Source organism: Acinetobacter sp. WCHAc060033, from assembly GCF_004209125.1.
Lineage (GTDB): Bacteria > Pseudomonadota > Gammaproteobacteria > Pseudomonadales > Moraxellaceae > Acinetobacter > Acinetobacter wuhouensis.
The window spans coordinates 44,636-66,832 of the sequence record NZ_SGSW01000022.1 but is presented as its reverse complement, the minus strand read 5'-3'; the positions used below and the strand labels follow the sequence as shown (position 1 = coordinate 66,832).

Here is a 22,197-nt window from a genome sequence, read left to right as displayed (position 1 = left end):
CCTGCTGATCCTTTTGTAGGTTGAAACTTAGAGGGATAGTAACAAGTTATGATCAGCTAAAGTGTAGTTATGAGGGGGCTGTTGCATTAGCTTGTATATTTATTTGGTTCCTTTTATCGAGTAAATTCTATACTTAAAATGTAAACATATCCTAGCAAATGCGACAATTAACGAAGTATAAAAAGATATTGGAAGGTAGAGTTAGTATAAAAAATTATTATTTAAAATAAGTAGTTGCTTCACCTTAAATAAATGCAATTGATGGTTGAAAGAAGCTTAACCAAAATATTTGCTGATACAGAATTTTTTACCCGATATAGGCTTAATCAAAATAACAGCAATTTCAGCCTATTCATTCTATGAAGGGGTTGTGGAAAGAGGCTGTTAATTGAATAGTAGCTACTTTTTCTAAGGGCTTTGACCTTAGCTAATATTTTTGTAAGTAGAGAAGCGAATTGAATCAAAGCCTTTGTAAAATTTTCTCTCTCAGTTGATGGTTGGATGGAAGTAATTCGAGCAAACGATGCATGGCATCAATTCGGTCTGGAACACGCCCAACCAATTTGAGAAGTTGATCAATGTCTTCCATTTGATAAATCAGATGGCTTAAACGGGCATCGAAACAATCACGCCACGAAGATAAAACAGGGCTTTCCGATTTTGTCAAAAAACTTCCTTTATAGAGTGAAAAAATGCTGGCTAAGAAGCCTGCATCTAGTGATTTTTCAGCACGTAAAAAATCAGTTTGTACTTCACATGCTAATTTATAGGGGCGTGAAAGAATGCAGTCAGGCAATAGTGTTCTGAGTTGGGAAAGTTCAGCTTTTAGCGTTTTTTCACTAATATTGCGGTCACCATAAAGCGCATAGTGCAATTCATTTAAACTAATCCCTTCTGCATATAATGCCAACATACAGAGGATTTCAATTTGCCGATGTGTAAGTGGGATCGTTTGTTGATTAAACTGTACTTGAGGAGTTCCCAAAGCTTTTATGTATAAAACATTTTTTTGTTCGAATTGAATCGCGCGCTTTACTAATTCAGCGCAATGCTCTACAGCTAAAAGTCCAAGTGACGTATGTTTTTTATATTTAGTCGAAAGGTTAATAACCCCATGAAATTGCCCAGATATTGGGTCTAAAATTGGCGTTGCATAACATACCCAATCACGTACGCTATGCATTTGATTCTCATGAGAATAAACACAACTCGCTATATGATTGTTGAGTGCCAACCCGATTGCATTGGTTCCTACAGCTTGAGTTGACCAATGACCGCCCTCGACAAAATGAGCTTGCTCTGCTGAAGAGAGCATTGGACGACTACTCCATGTCCAAAGTAGTGTTCCTTGATGATCTGTCACCCCAATCGCCATACCTGAATCTTCAGCAATTTTGAGCAAATCTTGATGTTTATGTTGAATAGATCGACGAAATAGAGAAGGTTGTTCTTCTTGAGTGAGTGTAAATAATGGTGCTGATGTAATTGAGTCCATATTCACAAAATGAGTTGTTTGCAGGTGTTGTGGAGAACGCTGCAACTTATTCCATAGATTCATATCATATTCCTTCATGATTGAGCTATATTCATCAACATACTGTATTTATTATATTTATCGGATTTTATATTTGTTGAATACGGATAACCTCTATCCAACGAATTACTCATCCATCACGTTTTAAAAATCGTAGAGTTACACATTATAAAAATATTTTCAGTTTAAATTTTATGAAAAAGGTCGTGTAAAACATATACAACTTTGGTTGGAAAAAATCGCTTTATCGGCAACAAAGATTAGATTTTTTCACGTGAAAAGGGTTTAGGTACAGCTTCACCTTTAAATTGGCGATCAGCAAAATAACTTGAACGAACCATAGGCGCACTCCAGATATTCTTAAACCCTAGTAATTGCCCATGAGTTTGATAATGCTCAAATTCATGAAGTGAAACAAAACGATGAATAGGTGCATGAGATTTTGAAGGCTGTAAATATTGTCCAATGGTGACATAATCCACGGCATGATCACTGAGATCATTTAGCAATACAATCACTTCGGCTTCCACTTCACCAAGTCCAACCATTAAACCGCATTTGGTCGCAATATCTGGTCGGAGTTGTTTAAATTTTTTCAATAAATCAAGAGAGTGTTGATAGTCTGAACCTGGACGCATGGCACGATATAAACGTGGCACAGTTTCAATATTGTGATTAAACACATCGGGTGGCGTTTCACTGAAAATTTTTAAGGCAATATCTAATCTTCCTCGAAAGTCAGGTACAAGAATTTCAATCAATGTATCTGGGCTCGTTTTACGAATTTCGTGAATACAATCAGCAAAATGTTGTGCACCACCATCTACTAAATCATCACGATCTACAGAAGTGATTACCACATATTTCAGATTTAAATTTTTCACCGATTCAGCTAAATGTTTGGGCTCATTAATATCTAAAGCATTCGGACGACCATGAGCCACATCACAGAAAGGGCATCTGCGGGTACAAATATCGCCCATAATCATAAATGTTGCTGTGCCACCACCAAAGCATTCGGGCAGGTTTGGACAAGCAGCTTCTTCACAAACAGTATGTAGTTTTTGCTGACGTAATAGGCTTTTAATCTGCGCGATTTCTTCTGAATGGCTAATTTTGGCGCGAATCCATTCAGGCTTTTTGGGAATTTGTTCAGTCGGAATAATTTTTACAGGAATACGTGACATTTTATCTGCGCCACGTAATTTTTGACCTGTTGTAATTGAGCGTTTTAAATCCATTTTAAATCGTCCATAAGATAGTAAATTAAATATAAAATGGCATTTATATTTTAAATGTCAAATATATTTAATTTGTTTTAAAAAATAATAAATTAATACAAAATATTAATATTATAAAATAAAGGTTGGGTAAAGGTTTGGTTTTTTAAGTTTTTGAAAATTATAAAAAAATTACAATTATTTTTTAGTTTTAAACTCTTGTTTTTAATGTTTTTATTTGAATTTTTTAAATAATATTTTTTTAGTCTAATATTAATTTATTTGAAAATAATTTTATATAAATAAACAGGAATTAAGCATCCATATTTTAAATTTATAATATGGATTTACTTTTTGATTAAATGATAAAGGACAAAATATATGCAATTAACGGAAGAGCAATTGCTAGCAGCATATCGACGGATGAGAGATATTCGTGAGTTTGAAGATCGTCTTCATGATGAAAATAATACAGGCGATATTCCTGGCTTTATTCATCTTTATAGCGGTGAAGAAGCCGTTGCGGTTGGGATTTGTGAAAATTTAACGGATAAAGATTTTATCACCTCTACCCATCGTGGTCATGGACACTGTATTGCCAAAGGTTGTGATATCCACGGCATGATGTTGGAAATTTTTGGTAAAGATGACGGACTTTGCCGAGGCAAGGGCGGATCAATGCATATTGCTGATCTTGACAAAGGCATGCTCGGTGCAAACGGCATTGTAGGCGGTGGTCCACCATTGGCGATTGGAGCTGCGTTGACGGCCAAAACTCTTAAAACAGGCGGAATTGGTTTGTCATTTACAGGGGATGGTGGCTCGAATCAAGGCTTGACGTTTGAAGCGATGAATATGGCTGTGGTTTTAAAATTGCCTGTGGTTTTTGTCTTTGAAAATAATGGTTTTGGTGAAGGTACAGCACATGATTATGCTGTTGGAAGTAAAGACATTGCAGGACGTGCAGCAGCCTTTGGTATGCCTGCGGAAAAAGTAGATGGTACTGATTTCTTTGCGATGTATGAGGTTGCACAAAGAGCGATTGAGCGTGCACGCCGTGGCGAAGGTCCAAGTGTGATTGAAAGCGTAACCAACCGTTTTTATGGACATTTCGAAGGTGATCCAGGTTTGATCCGCTCTAAGGAAGAACTTGATTATGTCAAAGAGCATAAAGATCCTTTGAAAATTTTCCGTGAAAAAGTCAAAGGAAAAATTGATGAAGCCAAACTGGATGCGATTGATGCTGAGTCAAAAGCCAATGTAGATGCTGCGGTTGCTAAAGCCCGTGCTGCCAATTATCCAGAAGTCTCTCAACTTCTAACCGATGTTTATGTCTCTTACTAAAGGAATAGTAAAGCAATGCCAAATAAAAGTTATCGAAATGCGATTAAAGAAGCAATTGAATTAGAAATGCGCCGTGATCCAAGTGTGATCGTGGTGGGTGAAGATGTTCGTGGTGGTCATGGTGGTAAAAATACCGATGACAATAAATTGGAAGGCTTTGGTGGTGTACTCGGTGTGACCAAAGGCTTGTGGACTGAGTTCGGTTCTGAGCGTGTGATTGATACTCCTATTACCGAGTCGGCAATTATCGGCATGGCAGCAGGTGCTGCTGCAACAGGTTTACGTCCAGTTGCAGACTTGATGTTTATGGATTTCTACGGCGTGTGTCATGACATGCTGTATAACCAAGCCGCTAAATTCCGCTATATGTTTGGGGGTAAAGCCAAAGCACCAATGGTGGTACGCGGCATGATTGGCGCAGGCTTTTCAGCAGCGGCACAGCATTCACAGTCACCTTATAACGTTTTTGCGGCTGTACCAGGCTTAAAAGTAGTGGTGCCATCGAGTGCTTACGATGTGAAAGGCTTATTGATTCAAGCGATTCGTGATGACGATCCTGTGGTGTTCTGTGAGCATAAGTTGTTATATGACATCAAAGGTGAAGTGCCAGATGGTGCGTATACCATTCCATTCGGTGTGGCAAATTACACACGTCAAGGCACTGATGTCACAATTATTGCGCTGAGTTTAATGGTGCATCGTGCCAATGAAGTTGCGGACAAGTTGGCCAAAGAAGGCATTTCGGTTGAAGTGGTTGATCCTCGTACCATTTCCCCACTCGATGAAGAAGGGATTTTGGAATCTGTCGCTTCAACAGGTCGTGTGGTGATTGTGGATGAGTCTGCAGCACGTTGTGGTTTTGGGCATGATGTCGCGGCATTGATTGCACAAAAAGGTTTTTATTATCTCAAAGCGCCAATCGAATTGGTTACACCACCGCACTCGCCAGTACCATTTTCACCTGTATTGGAAAAAGAATGGTTACCAAGTGTAGAACGTATCGAACAGGCTGTACGTAAAACTTTGGAGGCTTAGGATGAGCGAAATTAAAACCTTGGAAATCCCAAAATGGGGTTTGTCGATGGAAGAGGGTACGATTGCCCAATGGCTGATTCAGGAAGGCACTGCATTTAGAAAAGGCGATGAAATTTGTGAAATTGAAACCACAAAAATCGTCAATGTATTAGAAGCACCTTTTGACAGCACTTTACGCAAAATTATTGCCAAAGCAGGTGATACATTAATTGTCGGTGGAATCATTGCCATCTGTGCAGACAGCCAAGTGTCCGATGCAGAAATTGAAGCATTTGCTCAATCTTTAGGTGGATCAAGTACAGCAGCAACTGAAACCAAATCTACCGAAGTGGTCGCTGAAAAAGTAGCAACTACGACAACTGCGACCGTAGAAACAAAAGTTCAGACTGCACCTGTACAAAATAGTACGCCAAAAGCAACCAAACCCGTTGCGCAAGGTGGTTATTCAGTGCCTGCAACTTTACAAGGTTATCAGCAGGTCGATGAAATATTTACCACACCGCATGCTTCAAAATTGGCTGAAAAGCACAATGTCAATTTGGCACAGATCACAGGTTCAGGACGTGAAGGTCGTATCAGTGTCAAAGATATCCAACTTGCAGTACAGGCAGCAGGTGGAGCGTGGCCAGATGTACGTCATCAATCGAGTGGAAAAGTTGCAAAATCTACAGCGGATGATAGTCAAGTTTTAGCAACCCCAGTTGCACGTCGTTTGGCAAAACAATGGGGGATTAACCTGCATGATTGCCGTGCTTCGGGTTCACGTGGTCGAGTATCGAAAGAAGATGTTGAAGCTGTTTATCAACGTGAAAATCCAACCATTGTTGAAACTGTAGGGAGTACTTCATCAGAAACCGCTCAAGTTACAGCGATTCCAATGAATGGGATGCGTAAAGCCATTGCATCACGCTTACAAGCTGCAAAACGTAATGCACCACATTTCCGTTTAACGGTTGATTTAAATGTCGATGCAATTCAGGCCTTACGTCAACAAATTAATGCCACTGTGCCACAAGTTAAATTGTCGATTAACGATATGCTGATCAAAGCCGCTGCGGCAGCATTGATCAAAGTTCCACAAGTCAATGTACAGTTTGATGAAGAAAATCAGCAAATTTTACAGTTTGATCAAGCGGATATCTCAGTTGCCGTAGCGATTGAAAATGGTTTGATCACACCGATCATTAAATCTGCCAACAGCAAGTCTTTGGCACAGATTTCCAATGATATGCGTGATTTGGCAACACGTGCCAAGACAGGAAAACTTGCGCCTGATGAATTCCAGGGTGGTAGTTTCAGCATTTCCAATTTGGGAATGTTAGGCATCAAAGCCTTTGATGCGATTATCAATCCACCACAAGGTGCAATTCTCGCTTTGGGAACGGCTGAAAAACGCGCGATTGTTGAAGGTGATGCTGTTGTGGTTCGCCAAATGGTGACTGCGACCTTGTCCTGTGATCATCGAGTGATTGATGGTGCATTGGGTGCAAAATTCTTGGCAGCATTTAAGCAGTTTGTTGAAAATCCTGCATTGATTTTGGTGTAGGAGAATAATCATGTCAGACACACAATTTGATGTCATCATCATTGGTGCTGGCCCAGGTGGATATGTGGCTGCGATTCGCGCAGCCCAACTGGGCTTGAAAACGGCCATTGTTGAAGAGAAACATTTGGGTGGAATTTGCCTGAATTGGGGCTGTATTCCAACCAAAGCCTTGTTGAGTGGTGCAGCGGTTGCTCAACAACTTAAGCATGCAGGTCAGTTTGGTTTTACGGTTGGTGCGGTTGATTTTGATATTCAGCAATTGGTACAGCATAGCCGCCAGGTATCGAGTCAGTTGGTACAAGGCATTGGACAATTGCTGAAAAAAAATCAGGTCACTGTTTTTACCGCAAGGGCGCAATTTATTGCCAAAGAACAACTTGAATTAACCGATGCTGAAGGTCAAAAACAGCAGATTTCTGCACCGCATATTATTGTGGCGACAGGGGCTAAAGCTGCCAATTTACCGCAAATACCTGTCGATGGTCAGTATGTTTGGAGCTACAAAGAAGCTTTAATCCCTGAAGAATTGCCTAAGTCACTTTTGGTGATCGGCTCAGGTGCGATTGGCAGTGAATTTGCCAGTTTATACCAGGATTTAGGGTGCCAAGTGACCTTGGTCGATATTGCCAAGCAAATCTTACCCAGTGAAGATGCGGAAGTCGCCAAGTACGTACAAAAACAGTTTGAACAGCAGGGTATGCAGGTTCTGACAGAATCAGCAGTACAGAAAATTGAAATTACCAATGGTCAAGTTCAATGTCATGTCGAAACCTCATCAGAAATTAATGTTATCACTGTAGATAAAGTACTGTCTGCGATTGGCGTACGTCCAAATTCTCAAAATCTTGGCTTGGAATCTTTAGGCATTGAATTTGAAAATGGCTTTATCAAAGTAGATCAATGGTGCAAAACCAATGTGGTTGGTGTCTATGCGATCGGCGATGTGGCAGGCGCACCGTGTTTGGCACATAAGGCGAGTCATGAAGCCATTTTATGTGTAGAAAAAATTGCAGGTGTTGCCAATGTGCATGCTTTGGATCGCACGCAAATTCCGGGTTGTATTTTCACTCATCCACAAGTGGCAAGTATTGGTCTAACTGAACAGAAAGCCAAAGCTGCGGGTTTGAATATCAATATCGGTAAATTCCCGCTACAAGCCAATGGTAAGGCTTTGGCTTTGGGCGATTCAGCAGGCTTTGTTAAAACTATTTTCAATGAGGAAACTGGTGAGTTGTTGGGTGCACACATGGTCGGTCACGAAGTAACTGAACATATCCAAGGCTTTGCGATAGCGAAATATTTGGAAGCGACGGATGAAAGTTTGGCACAGGTGATTTTCCCACATCCAACGTTGTCTGAAGCGATGCATGAGTCAGTATTGGCAGCGATGCAACGTGCGATTCATATTTAAAAGAGCAATTTACATTTAAATCATAGGCTTGTTCCGTCATTTTCAATTGCTGAATATTGTGAGAACAAGCCATCAGATTTTTATCAATAAAAAGATGTTGAAGGAAGCAATATGAAAGCAGCACGTTTTTATGACAAGGGTGACATTCGTATAGAAGATATTCCTGAACCACAAGTTTTAGCAGGAACAGTAGGCATACAAGTCGCTTGGTGTGGGATTTGCGGGACAGACTTGCATGAGTTTATGGATGGGCCAATTTTCATACCACCATGTGGGCATCCACATCCTATTTCAGGAGAGTCAGCACCTGTGACCATGGGACATGAATTTTCTGGTGTGGTTTATGCTGTAGGAGAAGGTGTGGATGATATTCAGGTTGGACAACATGTGGTCGTTGAACCCTATATCATTGCTGATGATATACCGACTGGACCCAATGACAATTATCATTTATCCAAAGATATGAATTTTATTGGTTTAGGTGGGCGTGGTGGCGGATTGTCTGAAAAGATTGCGGTGCAACGCCGTTGGGTACATCCGATTTCCAATGATATTCCCTTAGATCAAGCTGCGTTGATTGAGCCTTTATCTGTTGGTCATCACGCCTATGTTAGAAGTGGTGCAAAGGCGGGAGATATTGCACTGGTTGGTGGGGCAGGTCCAATCGGATTGTTATTATCCGCCATTTTAAAAGCCAAAGGTTTAACGGTTATTATCACTGAACTCAGTGCTAAACGGAAAGAAAAAGCATTGGAAGCAGGCGTTGTGGATTATGTATTAGATCCCTCGCAAGTCGATGTCGTGGCTGAAGTGATGAAAATCACGCAGGATCGTGGCGTGGATGTTGCTTTTGAATGCAGCAGTGTCAATAAAGTGATGGATACCCTAGTTGCTGCCATGAAACCGACAGGCGTTGTGGTGATCGTGTCAATCTGGAGTCATCCCGCAACCATCAATGTGCATAGCGTGGTGATGAAAGAACTGGATATTCGAGGCACTATTGCTTATGTGAATGACCATCAGGAAACCATTCGCTTAGTAGAGCAGGGTAAAATTAATTTAGAACCGTTTATTACTCAGCGGATTGCTTTGGATGATTTGGTTGCAAAAGGCTTTGAAACTTTGATTCACAATAACGAGTCAGCAGTTAAAATTATTGTTCATCCTTGAGTCACGTCACAATTCTGATGTTTGATTTTTGAAATTATTTCATTTTGAAAATAACTAGTGTGTAAATTTCAAAATGGTGTGCTGAAATGACAAGGCACATCATTTTGAACAATTTAACTCAATTTTAATGACCCAAAAGTTGGCACATCAACTTTATTAAAATTTAAATCCTGCACCTGAATAGCTCAAAAAATACGACTAAAACAAAAAAACGTAATACTGAAATGGCACGCTATTTGCTAATTACTCATCATCATAAAGTGAACTAGGGTTCCGGCAGCGCAATGAAGATTGGCTGTGCTGTGACCGAGAGTTTACGGCTCAATTGAGCTACACGGAGGGATAAAAGCCCGGGAGGTTGGATTAACCTTAAATGAGGTAGAGCAAATGGGCGAACATGCAAATCAATATCGCGATAACAAAATCTTGTGGAGTGAAGTTTTACCAGGGGGGCATCATTGGTCGGGGCGAATTCAAAAAGGGACAGTACTCCAATTTAAATCATTAGGCGCAAATGCCAACGTATCATTCTTCTGTGTGAATGCAGCAGATCAATTAGAACGATACAACATGCCCGATAGCCTCAAAGGACAACATACGGCTTTTTTATCGACAGGTCATGCATTGTATTCAGATTTAGGGCGTGTTATGGCTTCGATCATCCATGATGATCAGGGTTGGAATGATGCTTTTTGTGGTGCGAGTCGTCCTGAATATATTAAAAAGCAGTTCGGAAGTTGTACCTTTCAAGATGCTCGAAATGAGATGTACCAAAGTGGCTTGGATGGCTTATTGGTCGAAATGGCGAAATTCTCACTCGCTCAAAAAGATTTGAGCGCCACTGTTAATTTATTTTCAAAAGTTACTCCCAATGATTGTGGTGAGTTGTCATATATCCATGCTGATCGTACCAATCAAGTGATTGAACTGCGTTTTGAGATGGATTGTTTGGTATTTCTGTCCGCTGCACCGCATGCCTTAGACAATAGTGATCGTTATCAACCTGCTGATGTGAGTATGCAATTATTTAAAGCTTTGCCTTTGAATGAGCATGATATTTGTCGTGATTCATGTTCGCAAAATCAACGTGCCTATGCAAATAACGCACGTTATTACGCACTTGAAAGTAATGTTTAAGCCAGCAGGAGAATAACCATGACAATTTTACAATCTTTTGAAAAAACAGTGCTTAGTGAAGTGTGTCCAGCCGGTGAAGCATGGATGTGTGAAGTTAAAAAAGGGCAATTTTTCCGTATTGTTGATCTTGAGGGAAATCAGGCTGTAGATACGCTCTTTATCAGTGCTGAAAATCCAGATGAACGTTATAGCGCAACAGATACATTGGCGATGAATCAACAAATTTATTTAGAAAAAGGCACAACTTTATATAGTAATTTCGGTCGTCCAATCGCTGTGATTCATGATGATAATTGTGGTCGTCATGACACATTGGGTGGTGCATGTTCATGCGAAAGTAATACGGTGCGTTATTCACATGATAAATATCCGATGCACAGTTGCCGAAATAACTTCATGTACGCTTTGGCAAAGCATCCAATTGCACTAAAACATGCGTTAAATGTGAGACATATCGGACCGAACATTAACTTTTTTATGAATGTCCCTGTGACTGAAGATGGTGCATTGAAGTTTGATGATGGAATTTCTGCACCAGGAAAATACGTTGAAATTCAGGCTGAAATGGATTTAATCGTACTGATTTCAAATTGTCCTCAGCTGAATAATCCATGTAATGCCTATAACCCAACTCAAATTCAATTGATTATCCGTGAAGCAGAAGGAGCATAAAAATGTTTAATAAAGTCCTGATCGCAAATCGTGGTGCAATTGCATGCCGAGTGATTCGTACACTTAAAAAGTTGGGTATTCAATCTGTAGTGGTTTATTCAGAAGCTGATCGTGATTCATTACATGTCACTTTAGCGGATGAAGCTATATTTATTGGTAATTCTCCTGCAAGTCAAAGTTATCTAAATGTCGATAAGATTTTAGATGTTGCAAAGCAAACAGGTGCAGAAGCGATTCATCCTGGTTATGGCTTTCTTTCTGAAAATGCAGAGTTTTGTGATTTGTGTGAAGCGCAAGGCATTGTATTTTTAGGGCCAAATTCAGCGCAAATGAAGTCATTTGGCTTAAAACATACGGCACGCGAATTGGCGATTCAAGCCAATGTACCCTTATTGCCTGGTAGTCAATTACTCGTAGATGAAATAGAAGCACTGAGTGAAGCCGAGCGTATTGGCTATCCCGTCATGCTCAAAAGTACCGCAGGTGGTGGTGGGATTGGTATGCGCTTGGTGTGGAATGCCGAAGAACTTAAAGAAGCATACGCAACTGTTTCGTATTTAGCCCAAGCCAATTTTAAAGATGCAGGATTATATTTAGAAAAATTTGTGCAAAATGCACGTCATATCGAAGTGCAAATTTTTGGTGATGGTGAGGGAAAAATCCTGGCTTTGGGTGAACGCGATTGTTCGGTGCAACGACGTAACCAAAAAGTGATTGAGGAAACCCCTGCACCACATTTGAATGATCAACAACGTGCTTATATCCAAGATGTTGCGATTCAACTCATGCAATCCGTGAATTATCGTTCTGCAGGTACGGTTGAATTTGTCATGGATACGGACACGCAAGAATTCTATTTCTTGGAAGTGAATACTCGCTTACAAGTAGAACACGGTGTGACGGAGCAAGTTTTTGGCATTGATTTAGTTGAATGGATGATCACTTTAGGCAGTGGCGATTGGATTGCTCCAATTGACAAATTAAGTTCAAAAGGTCATTCCATCCAAGTACGTTTATATGCTGAAGACCCGATCAAAAATTTCCAACCGAGTGCAGGCTTATTGACGCATGTGCAATTTGATGACCATGCACGTAATGAAACATGGGTTGAAACAGGTTCAAATGTCTCGTCTTTTTATGATCCGATGATTGCTAAAATTATCGTGACAAGTGACAGTCGTGAATCTGCAATTCAAGCTATGATTGACACTTTGGCAAAAACGAAAGTCGCAGGCATTGAAACCAATCTTGAATATTTACAAAATATTGTTGATGGTGAAGTGTTTAAAGCGGGGACACAAACCACACGTTTTTTAAATAACTTTGAATGGAAAACCCAAAAAATTGAAGTGTTACAATCAGGGATTCAAACTTCAATCCAAGATGTAGATGGACGTTTGGGCTATTGGGATGTCGGTGTACCACCATCAGGTGCAATTGATCCATTGAGTTTAAGCGTTGCCAATCAGTTATTAGGCAATGCAAAAAATACCGCAGGACTTGAATGTACCTTGCAGGGGCCAAGTTTAAAGTTCCATTGTGATAGCCAAATTGTAATTACAGGTGGTGAAATGCCATCAAAACTTGATGGTGTCAATGTGCCGACGTGGCAGACTATCAATGTCAAAAAAGGTCAGGTCTTAAAATGCGGTACGATCATGACAGGCTGTCGAAGTTATATCGGGATTAAAGGCGGTTTTGATGTACCTGAATATTTAGGTTCACAAGCAACATTTACATTGGGGCAATTTGGCGGTCATGCAGGACGTAATTTATTGATCGGAGATATGTTGCCGATCACAGCATATTCCTCAGCAGAGTCAACGCAGTTAGACGCTCAAAATATCCCAAGTTTTACTCATACTTGGGAAATCGCGGTGATGTATGGTCCACATGGCGCACCAGATTTCTTTACCAAAAAAGATATAGATACTTTTTTTGCCAATGAATTTGAAATTCACTATAACTCCAGCCGTACAGGGATTCGTTTGGTGGGTCCAAAACCTGAATGGGCACGTGAGGATGGTGGCGAAGCAGGCTTGCATCCTTCCAATATTCATGACAATGCCTATGCGATTGGCGCAATTGATTTTACAGGGGATATGCCAATTATTCTCGGGCCGGATGGTCCCAGTTTAGGTGGTTTTGTATGCCCTGCGGTGGTGATCCATTCTGAGCTTTGGAAAATAGGTCAGCTGAAAGCAGGCGATAAGGTAAAATTCATTCCTGTGAGTTATGCGCAAGCCAAAGCCCTGGATCAAAAATATCATCAAAGTATTAGCGCATCTGACACAGCAATGATTGATTTTAATCCGTCATTACAAGCTGAAATGGAGACATTAAATGATGCTGTTTTGGCAACATTGGATGGACAAGATGATTTACCAAGTGTGACTTATCGTCCCGCAGGAAATAGTTATTTACTTGTTGAATATGGTGAATTAGTCCTTGATTTAAATCTTCGTTTCCGTATTCATGCCTTGATGCAATGGGTAAAAGAACAGAATATTCAAGGTATTATTGACCTCACACCTGGGATTCGATCACTACAAATTCATTTTGATTCAATCAAAATTGATCAACTTGAATTGTTGGCGCAGCTTCAAAAAGCAGAAGCTGAATTGCCAAATATTGACAATATGCAAGTTCCTTCAAGAACAGTATATCTGCCTTTGGCTTGGGAAGATTCACAAACGCAATTGGCAACTGAGCGTTATACCCAAATTGTGCGTCCAGATGCGCCGTGGTGTCCTGATAATGTGGAATTTATTCGCCGTATCAATGGCTTGGCATCCAAGCAAGCGGTTAAAGATGTGGTGTATAGTGCCAACTATTTGGTTATGGGTTTAGGTGATGTATACCTCGGTGCGCCCGTTGCCACACCACTTGACCCACGTCAGCGTTTAGTGACCACTAAATACAATCCTGCACGGACTTGGACGCCTGAAAATGCTGTGGGTATTGGTGGGGCGTATATGTGTGTTTATGGCATGGAAGGGCCTGGCGGGTATCAGTTTGTTGGGCGTACTACACAAATGTGGAGTCGTTATCGTAAAAATCCTGATTTCGAACAAGGTATGCCGTGGTTATTGCGTTTCTTTGACCAAGTGAAGTTTTATGAAGTGTCTGAAGCTGAACTTTTGCAAATGCGTGAGGATTTTAAAGCAGGGCGTTTAAAACTTCGTATTGAAGAGGGTGTGTTAAACCTGAAAGAATACAATGAGTTTTTAGAAGCCAATCAAGACAGTATTCATGCATTTAAAGCTTTGCAACAAGCCAATTTTGAGGCTGAACGTCGTCGTTGGCATGAAGCAGGCTTGCAGGAATATGTTTCTGAAAGTTTAGATGCTGTGGATGATGGTGAAGCTGTTTTGATTCCTGAGGGTGGTTGTGCGGTTGAATCGCACATGCCTGGGTCGATCTGGAAAATTGAATGTGCTTCGGGCGATATTGTGGAAGAAGGTGCAACGCTTGCTGTGATTGAAGCGATGAAGATTGAGATTCCCATCATTGCACCTGAGCGGATGAAAGTTGAAGCGATTACCATTGAAAAGGGTCAAACGGTGAAAACGGGGCAAGTGTTGTTTACTTTGGCACCTGTGGCTTGATGAGATAGAAATAAAAAGACCGTCCGTAAGGGCGGTTTTTTATATATAATTTTTTAAAAATAATGGCTTATTCGATATGACTAAACAAAGTATTAATAAATATGGGTTAAGTAGAACTATTCCTTCAGATATAAAAAATCAAATTAGACGTGCTGATGGTTATGGTTGTGTGAAATGTGGGAATTTATTCATTGAATATGAGCATATTGAGCCACTTTATTGTGATGCTAAAGTTCACGATCCTGAGAAAATGACATTATTATGTAAAGGATGTCATGGGGATAGTACAGGAAGAAGATTACCTAAAGAACTAATTAAAAAATTTAAAGCTAATCCCCATTGTAAAAATAAAGGTATTGTAAAAGGTCAATTTTACCCTGATCCAACTAAAATGGAGGTATACTGCGGATCATCAGTCTTTAGAGATACACAAATTATTTTGGAAATTAATGGAAAACCATTAATTTGGGTTAGTCGTGATGACTATAATGAGTTTAGCCCTTTATTTTATAATGCAATTTTTTATGATTCTGATGGAAATAAAATAGGTTATTTAAATAAAAATCATTTTGTAGGTTTAGTGAAAACAGCTGATATTAAAAGTATTGCTAGTAGAGTAGAGGTTAGATCTAGACCTAAAGAAATTACATTAGATATTGATCTAGAAGGTTATAAATCAATTCGTATAAATAGAATTAATATGAAGTATCTCAACACGCACGTAGTTATAGAAAAAAATGGGGACATCGTTCTTGATCCTAGAGGTGCTAATAACCGTTTAAGTTCTATTGGCACATCCCACTGTAGGGTAGGTATAGCTATAAATAGAATACCTCGTATACCAACTAAAATAAATACATTGGTATTTTACGCTAGAGAAGGTCTTAATAATATTATTGATATTTTCGGACAAATAAAAGGGCATTTTATCGATGGCAAAATTTATGATAAAAATAAAAATTTAGTCGGTTATTATAAGGATAATAAAGTATACAATTTAGCACCTGAATTTATTGGGAATATTTTAAAAAATAGTTTAGGTGCAATGATAGTTATGGATAAAGACGAGTATGATGACCAAGAACCAATATGGTTTAGTAATGAAAATGCTATTTACAACAAGTTTTTAAATAAACCTATTTATGACACCTCTTATAGATTATTTAATTAAATTTATAGCGATCTTTTATTAAATAAAGATTAACTGATTTTATCAGAAGACCAATAAAAAAATTTTTAAAAGTTCTTTAAATTGCTTGCATTTGTCTATTGTTTACATGTTTAGGACATTGCCAAGAAGAACCAAGCATTCAAGATTTGAAAAGAACCCAATGGAAATCTTCAATATTGGCTTTGATGAAGTAATCATTATTAGTACAAAAAATGCAAATTTGGTGCAATTTGCATAATGATGATTTTTTAGCACATTAATTGGGCGTTCTAAAGCTTCTTTGTGAGTCTGAGATAATTAAAAATTGGCACGCTTTCTGCATTTCCTGACAAGTAATACTAAAAATTAATTTGGTAATACTTAAAGGAGTTGCGATATGAACCATCCCCATCCTCAAGCCAAAAAAGCACATCCACTTAAAGTATTTCTTGTCGAGCTTTTTACTGCTCGTGCAGGTGTTCATGTCAAACAACACAGCTCAGTGATCATTAAAAAAGGATAAACCGTGCCTAAAACAAAATTGGCACGGATCAGTGTCACTGTGCCTGAAACCACACTCAATGCACTTGACCAAAAAATTGTCGATCAACACTACGAAAGCCGATCACAAGCAATCGTGGATATGATCAATCGGCATTTGATTGCAGCGCAAGAACACACAAATGCAGTGATGGTCGGAACATTGATACTGCTTTATGAGGTTGAACACATACAACTTCGCAATCAACTGATTGATTTACAACAGCAGTTTTTAGCACAAGTGATTAGTTCACTACATATACAACTGGATCAACAGAAAATATTACAAGTCATGCTGATGCAAGGGGCAAGTTCTGAACTTCGGCATATCAGCCAACAATTTATCGCATTAAAAGGCGTGATCAAAGGGCATCTTGAACTGATGGATGCCGTGATGCCGCCCATTCCACAAAATGATTGAACGAATAAGGAGTAAGCGTGTGAAACAGCTATGGACGATCCAAGATTGGGAAAATGCTTATGAAAATAAGCAAATCAAACTGGAGGATTTATTTGATTATGTAAAATCTATTAGCAATGAGGATCATGCCTGGATTGAGATTGCATCTACAGCACAGCTTCAAACACAAATAGATCAATTAAAAAATCAAGATAGTGCAGATTTACCACTCTACGGTGTGCCATTTGCAGTCAAAGACAATATAGATGTTGCAGGATTTCATACGACTGCTGCATGTAAAGAGGCAGAATATTTAGCAACTACGGATGCAACAGTTGTCGCCAAACTCAAAAAAGCAGGGGCGATTGTCATCGGCAAAACCAACCTTGACCAATTTGCGACAGGATTGGTTGGTGTGCGCTCACCTTATGGTGCAGTGAAAAATAGTTTCAATCCTGAATATATCAGTGGCGGATCAAGTTCAGGTTCATCGGTTACGGTTGCCAAAGGTGTTGTTCCATTCAGTTTAGGCACAGACACCGCAGGTTCAGGGCGTGTACCCGCAGGACATAACAATATCGTGGGATTAAAGCCAACAAAGGGCTGGTTTTCTACGACTGGATTAATTCCTGCATGCCGAACTATTGATGTGATATCAATATTTGCCCTAACAGCAGACGATGCGTGGACAGTGGCAGACATCATGCAAGGATATGATGATGCAGATGAATATTCACGGACGCATCCAGCCAATGTACCGACACAATTTTCCAAAGGCAAAATAGCTGTCCCGAAACAACTTGAGTTTTATGGCGATGTTGAAACTGAAAAAGCATTTTCAATTGCGATTGAGCGTGTAAAAACACTGGGTTATCAGGTTGAAGAAATTGATTTTACAGATTTTAATCAACTTGCTCAGGCGCTCTACAATGATGCTTGGGTTGCTGAACGGACAGTTGCTGTAGAGAAATTAATTACACGTGATCAAGCACATCCTGTGATTGCACAGATCATTGCACAAGCAGATAAATTTAAAGCAACCGATGCGCTACAAGCTGAATATCATCGTGCGGAATTGGCTCGAAAAATCAATTTAGCCCTAACGCCGTATGATGCATTGATGGTACCAACTGCACCAACAATTTATAAAATTGTGGATGTTGAAGCTGATCCTATTGTGAAAAATTCACACATGGGGGCATATACCAATTTCGTCAATTTTGCCGATTTATCAGCAATCGCCTTGCCCAATGTCATTCGAGCTGACGGATTGCCAAGTGGCGTAACCTTTATTGCACCTGCTTGGCACGATCAAGCTTTGGCAAATTTTGCGCAAAAATGGCAAGCAGAAACAGCATTAACACTTGGAACATCAGAGCAAAACTATCAAAAAACACGCGAAATTCAATCCAATAATTCAGTGAAATTGGCTGTAGTCGGTGCTCATTTAACGGGTATGCCTTTAAATTTTCAATTGACCACACGTTTAGCGACTTTGCTAAAGAAAACCAAGAGTGCGGCAAACTATAAACTTTATGCGCTAAAAAATACCACACCACAGAAACCTGGACTGCAATGTGATGCGCAGGGTCAAAGTATCGAACTTGAAGTATGGGATGTTCCACTTGCTAATTTTGGTGCAATTGTCGCTGAAGTCCCTGCACCGCTTGGGATCGGCAATGTACAGCTCGAAGATGGCTCATGGGTAAAAGGCTTCATTTGTGAGAATTATGCCATCAATGAAGCAATCGATATCAGTCATTTTGGTGGTTGGCGCAGTTATATTCAGTCATTAAAGCAAAATAATGCAACATCAAATTCAACAAAAAGTGGGGGAGTTACATCATGATTAAAAAGGCACTCTTATCTGCATCGATTGTTTCTACAATCTTGTTCAGTGGTTGCGATAACACGGCAAAAATTCCTGAAGCGAAGGACGGTAGCAAAGCATCAGTAGAGCGCAAACCGATCACGATTGGCTATAGTGACTGGCCTGGATGGGTGGCTTGGCAGGTCGCAATCGAGAAAGGTTGGCTAAAAGAAGCAGGACTAAATGTCGATTTTAAATGGTTTGATTATTCAGCTTCACTCTCCGCATTTTCCGCAAACCAATTGGATGCTGTATTTGTAACTAATGGCGATAATCTTGTGACTGCTTCTGGTGGTACACAAGGCATGATGATTTTGGCAACGGACTATTCCGCAGGCAATGATGTGATTATTGCCAAAGCAGGGATTAATTCAATCCAAGACTTAAAAGGGAAATCAGTCGGGGTTGAAAAAGGTTTGGTCGATCATTTGTTATTGGCAACCACATTGTCAGATCAAAAAATTTCCGCAACGGATGTTAAATTGGTCAACTCTACAACCAATCAATTACCCCAAGTATTTTCAAGTCCTGATGTCTCTGCGATTGCAGTTTGGCAACCTGTGGCAAGTCAAGCACTGAAGGCAGTTTCAGGAGCTAAAATTATTTACTCCTCAAAAGATAAACCTGGGTTAATTTATGACACATTAACTGTGAACATGAGTCATTTAACCGCACATCAAGAGGAATGGAAAAAGTTACTTCAAGTTTGGGACAAAACCGTTAAATACATCAATGACCCTGCAACCCGTGGTGATGCTATAAAAATTATGGCTGCACGTTCTGGGGTTGATCCAAAACAGTATGAGTCTATGGTGGATGGTACACATTTACTGGATCTTGAAGCCAACCAAAAAGTCTTTTCCAAAGGTACTGGTTTTGATTCAATCTACGGTTCGTCCTACCATGTCAATAAATTCAATGTTGAAAATGGCATCTATAAAGCGGAACAGAACGTAGATGGCTTGATTTATCCAACATTGATTCAAGCGTTAAAATGATCTCCATAAAACCGTCTTGATGACATAATATAAAAGCCTGAAATCTTTCAAGATTCAGGCTTTTTGCTTGTTAAGAATTGAAATCGATAAAAACTAAACAGAAGCTAACCTTTAAAAGAAAGAACTAAAACAATTTAAAAATACTGTATTTATATTTCGTAGTTTTCGTGGCAAAACTAATGCTTAGAATATGAATGATGATAAATTTTAGTCTTGATTGATGAAAATGTATCACTTAATTGAATAGAGCTTTTCATTGCTAAGATGCTATTTTATTTGAAAATAGACCTCTTGCGAAAGTGATTTCCAAAGTGAATGAGCTAAAAATGGAGGTTCCCTCTCTTGGCAGGATGAGAAACATAGTTTCGCAAGAGGGAGAGGTTTTCTTTAAAAAAATCCCCTCATCCTTTTGCGGAGTTACTTCCTCATCCCTGAGCCATATATGGCGCAAGAGAAGGAACTCCTGATACTTTTTAGATTAATATTTGGATTTAATGTTTGCTTATTATTTGATTAACGCAAGAGGTCTAATATAGATCAACCGAAAACGAACAATATTCGTGGTTCTCATTCTTATTTAAATATTGAGTTTTTAGGGCTTAGATAGGGCTTATTCATCATGGATGATTGAATAAGCCTTTATAAAATTGGTAAGAAATTGATTTATCGAAAAATTATATTGGTTTGAATAGAATCTTAATCTTCATTGACTGAAGTCATCAGCGGAATTTTCGGTAAATCTTCCAATGCAGGATCAACCTCATCATCTTGTGCATGAACTAAGTCATCCACACGTTCACGCAATTTTTTAAACTCAGGTGTCTGCATTAATTCAGGAGTTCGAGGGCGAGGTAAATGCACTTCGATGATTTCTTTGATTTCACCAGGATTGGCTTTTAACGCAACAATTCGATCAGCAAGTAAAATGGCTTCATCCATATCGTGAGTAACGAAAATAATTGTAATATCAATATTTTGCCAAAGATCCATTAAGTGCTTTTGCATTTTCTGACGGGTATGTGGATCAAGCGCACCAAAAGGTTCATCCATCAATAATATTTTAGGTTCATTGACCAATGCCCGTGCAATAGCGACACGTTGTTTCATTCCTCCTGACAGTTGATGCGGATATTGATTTTCGTATTTTTCCAAACCAATGAGATTGATCCATTCTCGTGCAGCTGCTTCTGCGGAAGGGTTACTCGCACCTTTCATGAGTGGACCAAACATGACATTTTCTTTGACTGTTTTCCACGGAAAAAGGGTATAGCCTTGGAATACCATACCCCGTTCAGGACTGGGACCTTTGATTAACTCGCCATCCACAATCAGTTCACCATGACTATAGGGATCTAATCCTGCAACGATACGACTAAGTGTGGATTTTCCACAGCCCGATGGGCCAATCACACAAATAAATTCACGTTTATGAATTTTCAAATCAAGCTGATTTAAAATAGTGCGTTCAGTTTTGCCATGTTTAAACACTTGGCTGAGTTTTTTGGCTTCTAAAAGAACAGGACGTGCATAGATTTTTTGAAAGTATTCATGTGCATTAAATGTTGAATTATTCATTATTTTACTCCTGCTTTCCATGCGAACACGCGCTCGCCGAATTTCATTAAAATCAAATCACACACAAGACCAATCACACCAATAATCAGGATGGCTGCATAGACATTGTCAAAGTTTTGGTAACGTGCTTGTTGGGTGATAAACCATGTAATCCCCGATGTTGTCCCGATCAATTCTGAGACAATCAAATATGTCCACGCCCAACCAAGTAGAACACGCAAATCACGATAAATATCAGGCAGGGCAGCAGGAATAACGACATTAAATAAACTCTTCAATTTATTGGTTCCCAAGGTATAACCCGCTTCGATCAAACTTTTATCAACCATTCGGGTGGTGTTGGCGATGATTAAAATTTGTTGAAATAAAGTCCCAATAACAATGATGGCGATTTTCGGTGCGTCATTGATACCTAAAATTGCCACAGCGAGCGCACCAAATGCAGGTGCAGGTAAGTAACGGAAAAACTCAACAAAGGGTTCGGTGAGTAGGGATATTTTTTGAGAAAAACCGCAGAGGATACCAAGTGGAATGCCGATGATTGATGAAATAAAAAATGCTAGGAATACAATTTTGATACTATGCCATAGACTTTGATGAAACCAAGGCGTGTCAGGTTGTTCGGGTGGTGTGATAAATGCCGTCACCAAAGCTTTTGCGACCTCATGCGGTGCAGGTAAATATATTGGGTTGACAAGGATACCTTGAGGTGGAGCTGCATGCTGATCTACGGCATTTTGTGCTTCGCTGTAGTACACATTTTTATCAACCTGACTGCCAACTTGTAAATATGCGACACTGCCGGAGTTGGTGATTTGTACTTGAGGATGCCAAATAAAAGGTAAATAACTGACAGCACACCAAATTAGAATCGGAATGAGAAAAGAACAAAAGCTAAGTAAAAGCTTGTGCCTTTTTCTAACATCCATTGTGATTTTGCCCATTTTTGCCCCCTATTTCGCTTGAATATTACGAATCTTTAAAAAC

17 protein-coding genes, 1 pseudogene and 1 riboswitch are annotated in these 22,197 nt (G+C 39.5%); of the genes and pseudogenes, 14 read left to right on the top strand and 4 right to left on the bottom strand.

Annotated elements, in window-relative coordinates:
* Positions 1 to 8 precede the first annotated feature (8 nt).
* Positions 9 to 137: pseudogene (locus tag EXE10_RS11535) on the top strand (IS5/IS1182 family transposase); the annotation flags it as partial.
* 323 nt (positions 138 to 460) lie between these two features.
* Here EXE10_RS11535 and EXE10_RS11530 read toward each other — a convergent pair.
* Both EXE10_RS11530 and lipA read right to left on the bottom strand, forming a co-directional pair.
* The gene (locus EXE10_RS11530) at positions 461 to 1,495 is read right to left on the bottom strand and encodes a helix-turn-helix domain-containing protein (RefSeq protein ID WP_227542685.1); all 1,035 of its coding nucleotides are present in this window, start codon (positions 1,493 to 1,495) and stop codon (positions 461 to 463) included.
* Positions 1,496 to 1,794: 299 nt separating this feature from the next.
* Entirely contained in the window at positions 1,795 to 2,775 is a 981-nt protein-coding gene (lipA, locus tag EXE10_RS11525; protein WP_130113463.1) for a lipoyl synthase, read from the bottom strand.
* Between the two features lie 360 nt (positions 2,776 to 3,135).
* Between lipA and EXE10_RS11520 the strand changes: the two genes are divergently transcribed.
* The 13 genes from EXE10_RS11520 (at position 3,136) to EXE10_RS11465 (ending at position 19,635) form a co-directional block, all read left to right on the top strand.
* Positions 3,136 to 4,098: a thiamine pyrophosphate-dependent dehydrogenase E1 component subunit alpha gene (locus tag EXE10_RS11520; RefSeq protein ID WP_068975419.1), complete on the top strand. Its 963-nt coding sequence runs from the start codon at positions 3,136 to 3,138 to the stop codon at positions 4,096 to 4,098.
* Positions 4,099 to 4,113: 15 nt separating this feature from the next.
* Positions 4,114 to 5,133 carry an alpha-ketoacid dehydrogenase subunit beta gene (locus EXE10_RS11515; protein WP_068975418.1) on the top strand — a complete coding sequence of 340 codons (1,020 nt, stop codon included), beginning with the start codon at positions 4,114 to 4,116 and terminating at the stop codon, positions 5,131 to 5,133.
* A gap of 1 nt (position 5,134) precedes the next feature.
* On the top strand, positions 5,135 to 6,679 hold the full coding sequence (locus tag EXE10_RS11510) for a 2-oxo acid dehydrogenase subunit E2 (RefSeq protein ID WP_130113462.1): 1,545 nt from the start codon (positions 5,135 to 5,137) through the stop codon (positions 6,677 to 6,679).
* Between the two features lie 10 nt (positions 6,680 to 6,689).
* Entirely contained in the window at positions 6,690 to 8,090 is a 1,401-nt protein-coding gene (lpdA, locus tag EXE10_RS11505) for a dihydrolipoyl dehydrogenase (protein WP_130113461.1), read from the top strand.
* A 111-nt stretch (positions 8,091 to 8,201) separates the two neighbouring features.
* Positions 8,202 to 9,260, top strand: a complete 1,059-nt coding sequence (locus EXE10_RS11500; protein ID WP_130113460.1) for a 2,3-butanediol dehydrogenase — start codon at positions 8,202 to 8,204, stop codon at positions 9,258 to 9,260.
* Positions 9,261 to 9,514: 254 nt separating this feature from the next.
* Positions 9,515 to 9,619: riboswitch (guanidine-I (ykkC/yxkD leader) on the top strand.
* 28 nt (positions 9,620 to 9,647) lie between these two features.
* Complete coding sequence (locus tag EXE10_RS11495) at positions 9,648 to 10,397, top strand: urea amidolyase associated protein UAAP1 (RefSeq protein ID WP_130113459.1); 750 nt, start codon at positions 9,648 to 9,650, stop codon at positions 10,395 to 10,397.
* An 18-nt stretch (positions 10,398 to 10,415) separates the two neighbouring features.
* The gene (locus EXE10_RS11490) at positions 10,416 to 11,069 is read left to right on the top strand and encodes an urea amidolyase associated protein UAAP2 (RefSeq protein WP_130113458.1); all 654 of its coding nucleotides are present in this window, start codon (positions 10,416 to 10,418) and stop codon (positions 11,067 to 11,069) included.
* A gap of 2 nt (positions 11,070 to 11,071) precedes the next feature.
* Positions 11,072 to 14,677 carry an urea carboxylase gene (gene uca / locus EXE10_RS11485; RefSeq protein WP_130113457.1) on the top strand — a complete coding sequence of 1,202 codons (3,606 nt, stop codon included), beginning with the start codon at positions 11,072 to 11,074 and terminating at the stop codon, positions 14,675 to 14,677.
* Positions 14,678 to 14,753: 76 nt separating this feature from the next.
* A complete protein-coding gene (locus tag EXE10_RS11480; protein WP_130113456.1) occupies positions 14,754 to 15,848 on the top strand; it encodes an HNH endonuclease in 1,095 nt (364 codons plus the stop codon).
* A gap of 376 nt (positions 15,849 to 16,224) precedes the next feature.
* Entirely contained in the window at positions 16,225 to 16,350 is a 126-nt protein-coding gene (locus tag EXE10_RS22060) for a hypothetical protein (RefSeq protein WP_265937139.1), read from the top strand.
* Positions 16,351 to 16,353: 3 nt separating this feature from the next.
* Positions 16,354 to 16,788 carry a CopG family ribbon-helix-helix protein gene (locus tag EXE10_RS11475; RefSeq protein ID WP_130113455.1) on the top strand — a complete coding sequence of 145 codons (435 nt, stop codon included), beginning with the start codon at positions 16,354 to 16,356 and terminating at the stop codon, positions 16,786 to 16,788.
* Positions 16,781 to 18,616 (top strand): allophanate hydrolase, encoded by a 1,836-nt coding sequence (gene atzF, locus EXE10_RS11470; protein ID WP_130113454.1) that lies wholly within the window; start codon positions 16,781 to 16,783, stop codon positions 18,614 to 18,616. Before EXE10_RS11475 ends, atzF begins: the two co-directional genes overlap by 8 nt.
* Positions 18,613 to 19,635 carry an ABC transporter substrate-binding protein gene (locus EXE10_RS11465; RefSeq protein ID WP_130113453.1) on the top strand — a complete coding sequence of 341 codons (1,023 nt, stop codon included), beginning with the start codon at positions 18,613 to 18,615 and terminating at the stop codon, positions 19,633 to 19,635. The genes atzF and EXE10_RS11465 overlap by 4 nt, the downstream gene beginning before the upstream one ends.
* Before the next feature lie 696 nt (positions 19,636 to 20,331).
* On the opposite strand, the gene EXE10_RS11460 is transcribed toward EXE10_RS11465, so the two are convergent.
* Together EXE10_RS11460 and EXE10_RS11455 are read right to left on the bottom strand one after the other, a co-directional pair.
* On the bottom strand, positions 20,332 to 21,210 hold the full coding sequence (locus tag EXE10_RS11460) for an ABC transporter ATP-binding protein (protein ID WP_130113452.1): 879 nt from the start codon (positions 21,208 to 21,210) through the stop codon (positions 20,332 to 20,334).
* Positions 21,210 to 22,154, bottom strand: coding sequence for an ABC transporter permease (locus EXE10_RS11455; protein ID WP_130113451.1), 945 nt, complete (start codon positions 22,152 to 22,154; stop codon positions 21,210 to 21,212). Before EXE10_RS11455 ends, EXE10_RS11460 begins: the two co-directional genes overlap by 1 nt.
* Positions 22,155 to 22,197: the final 43 nt, after the last annotated feature.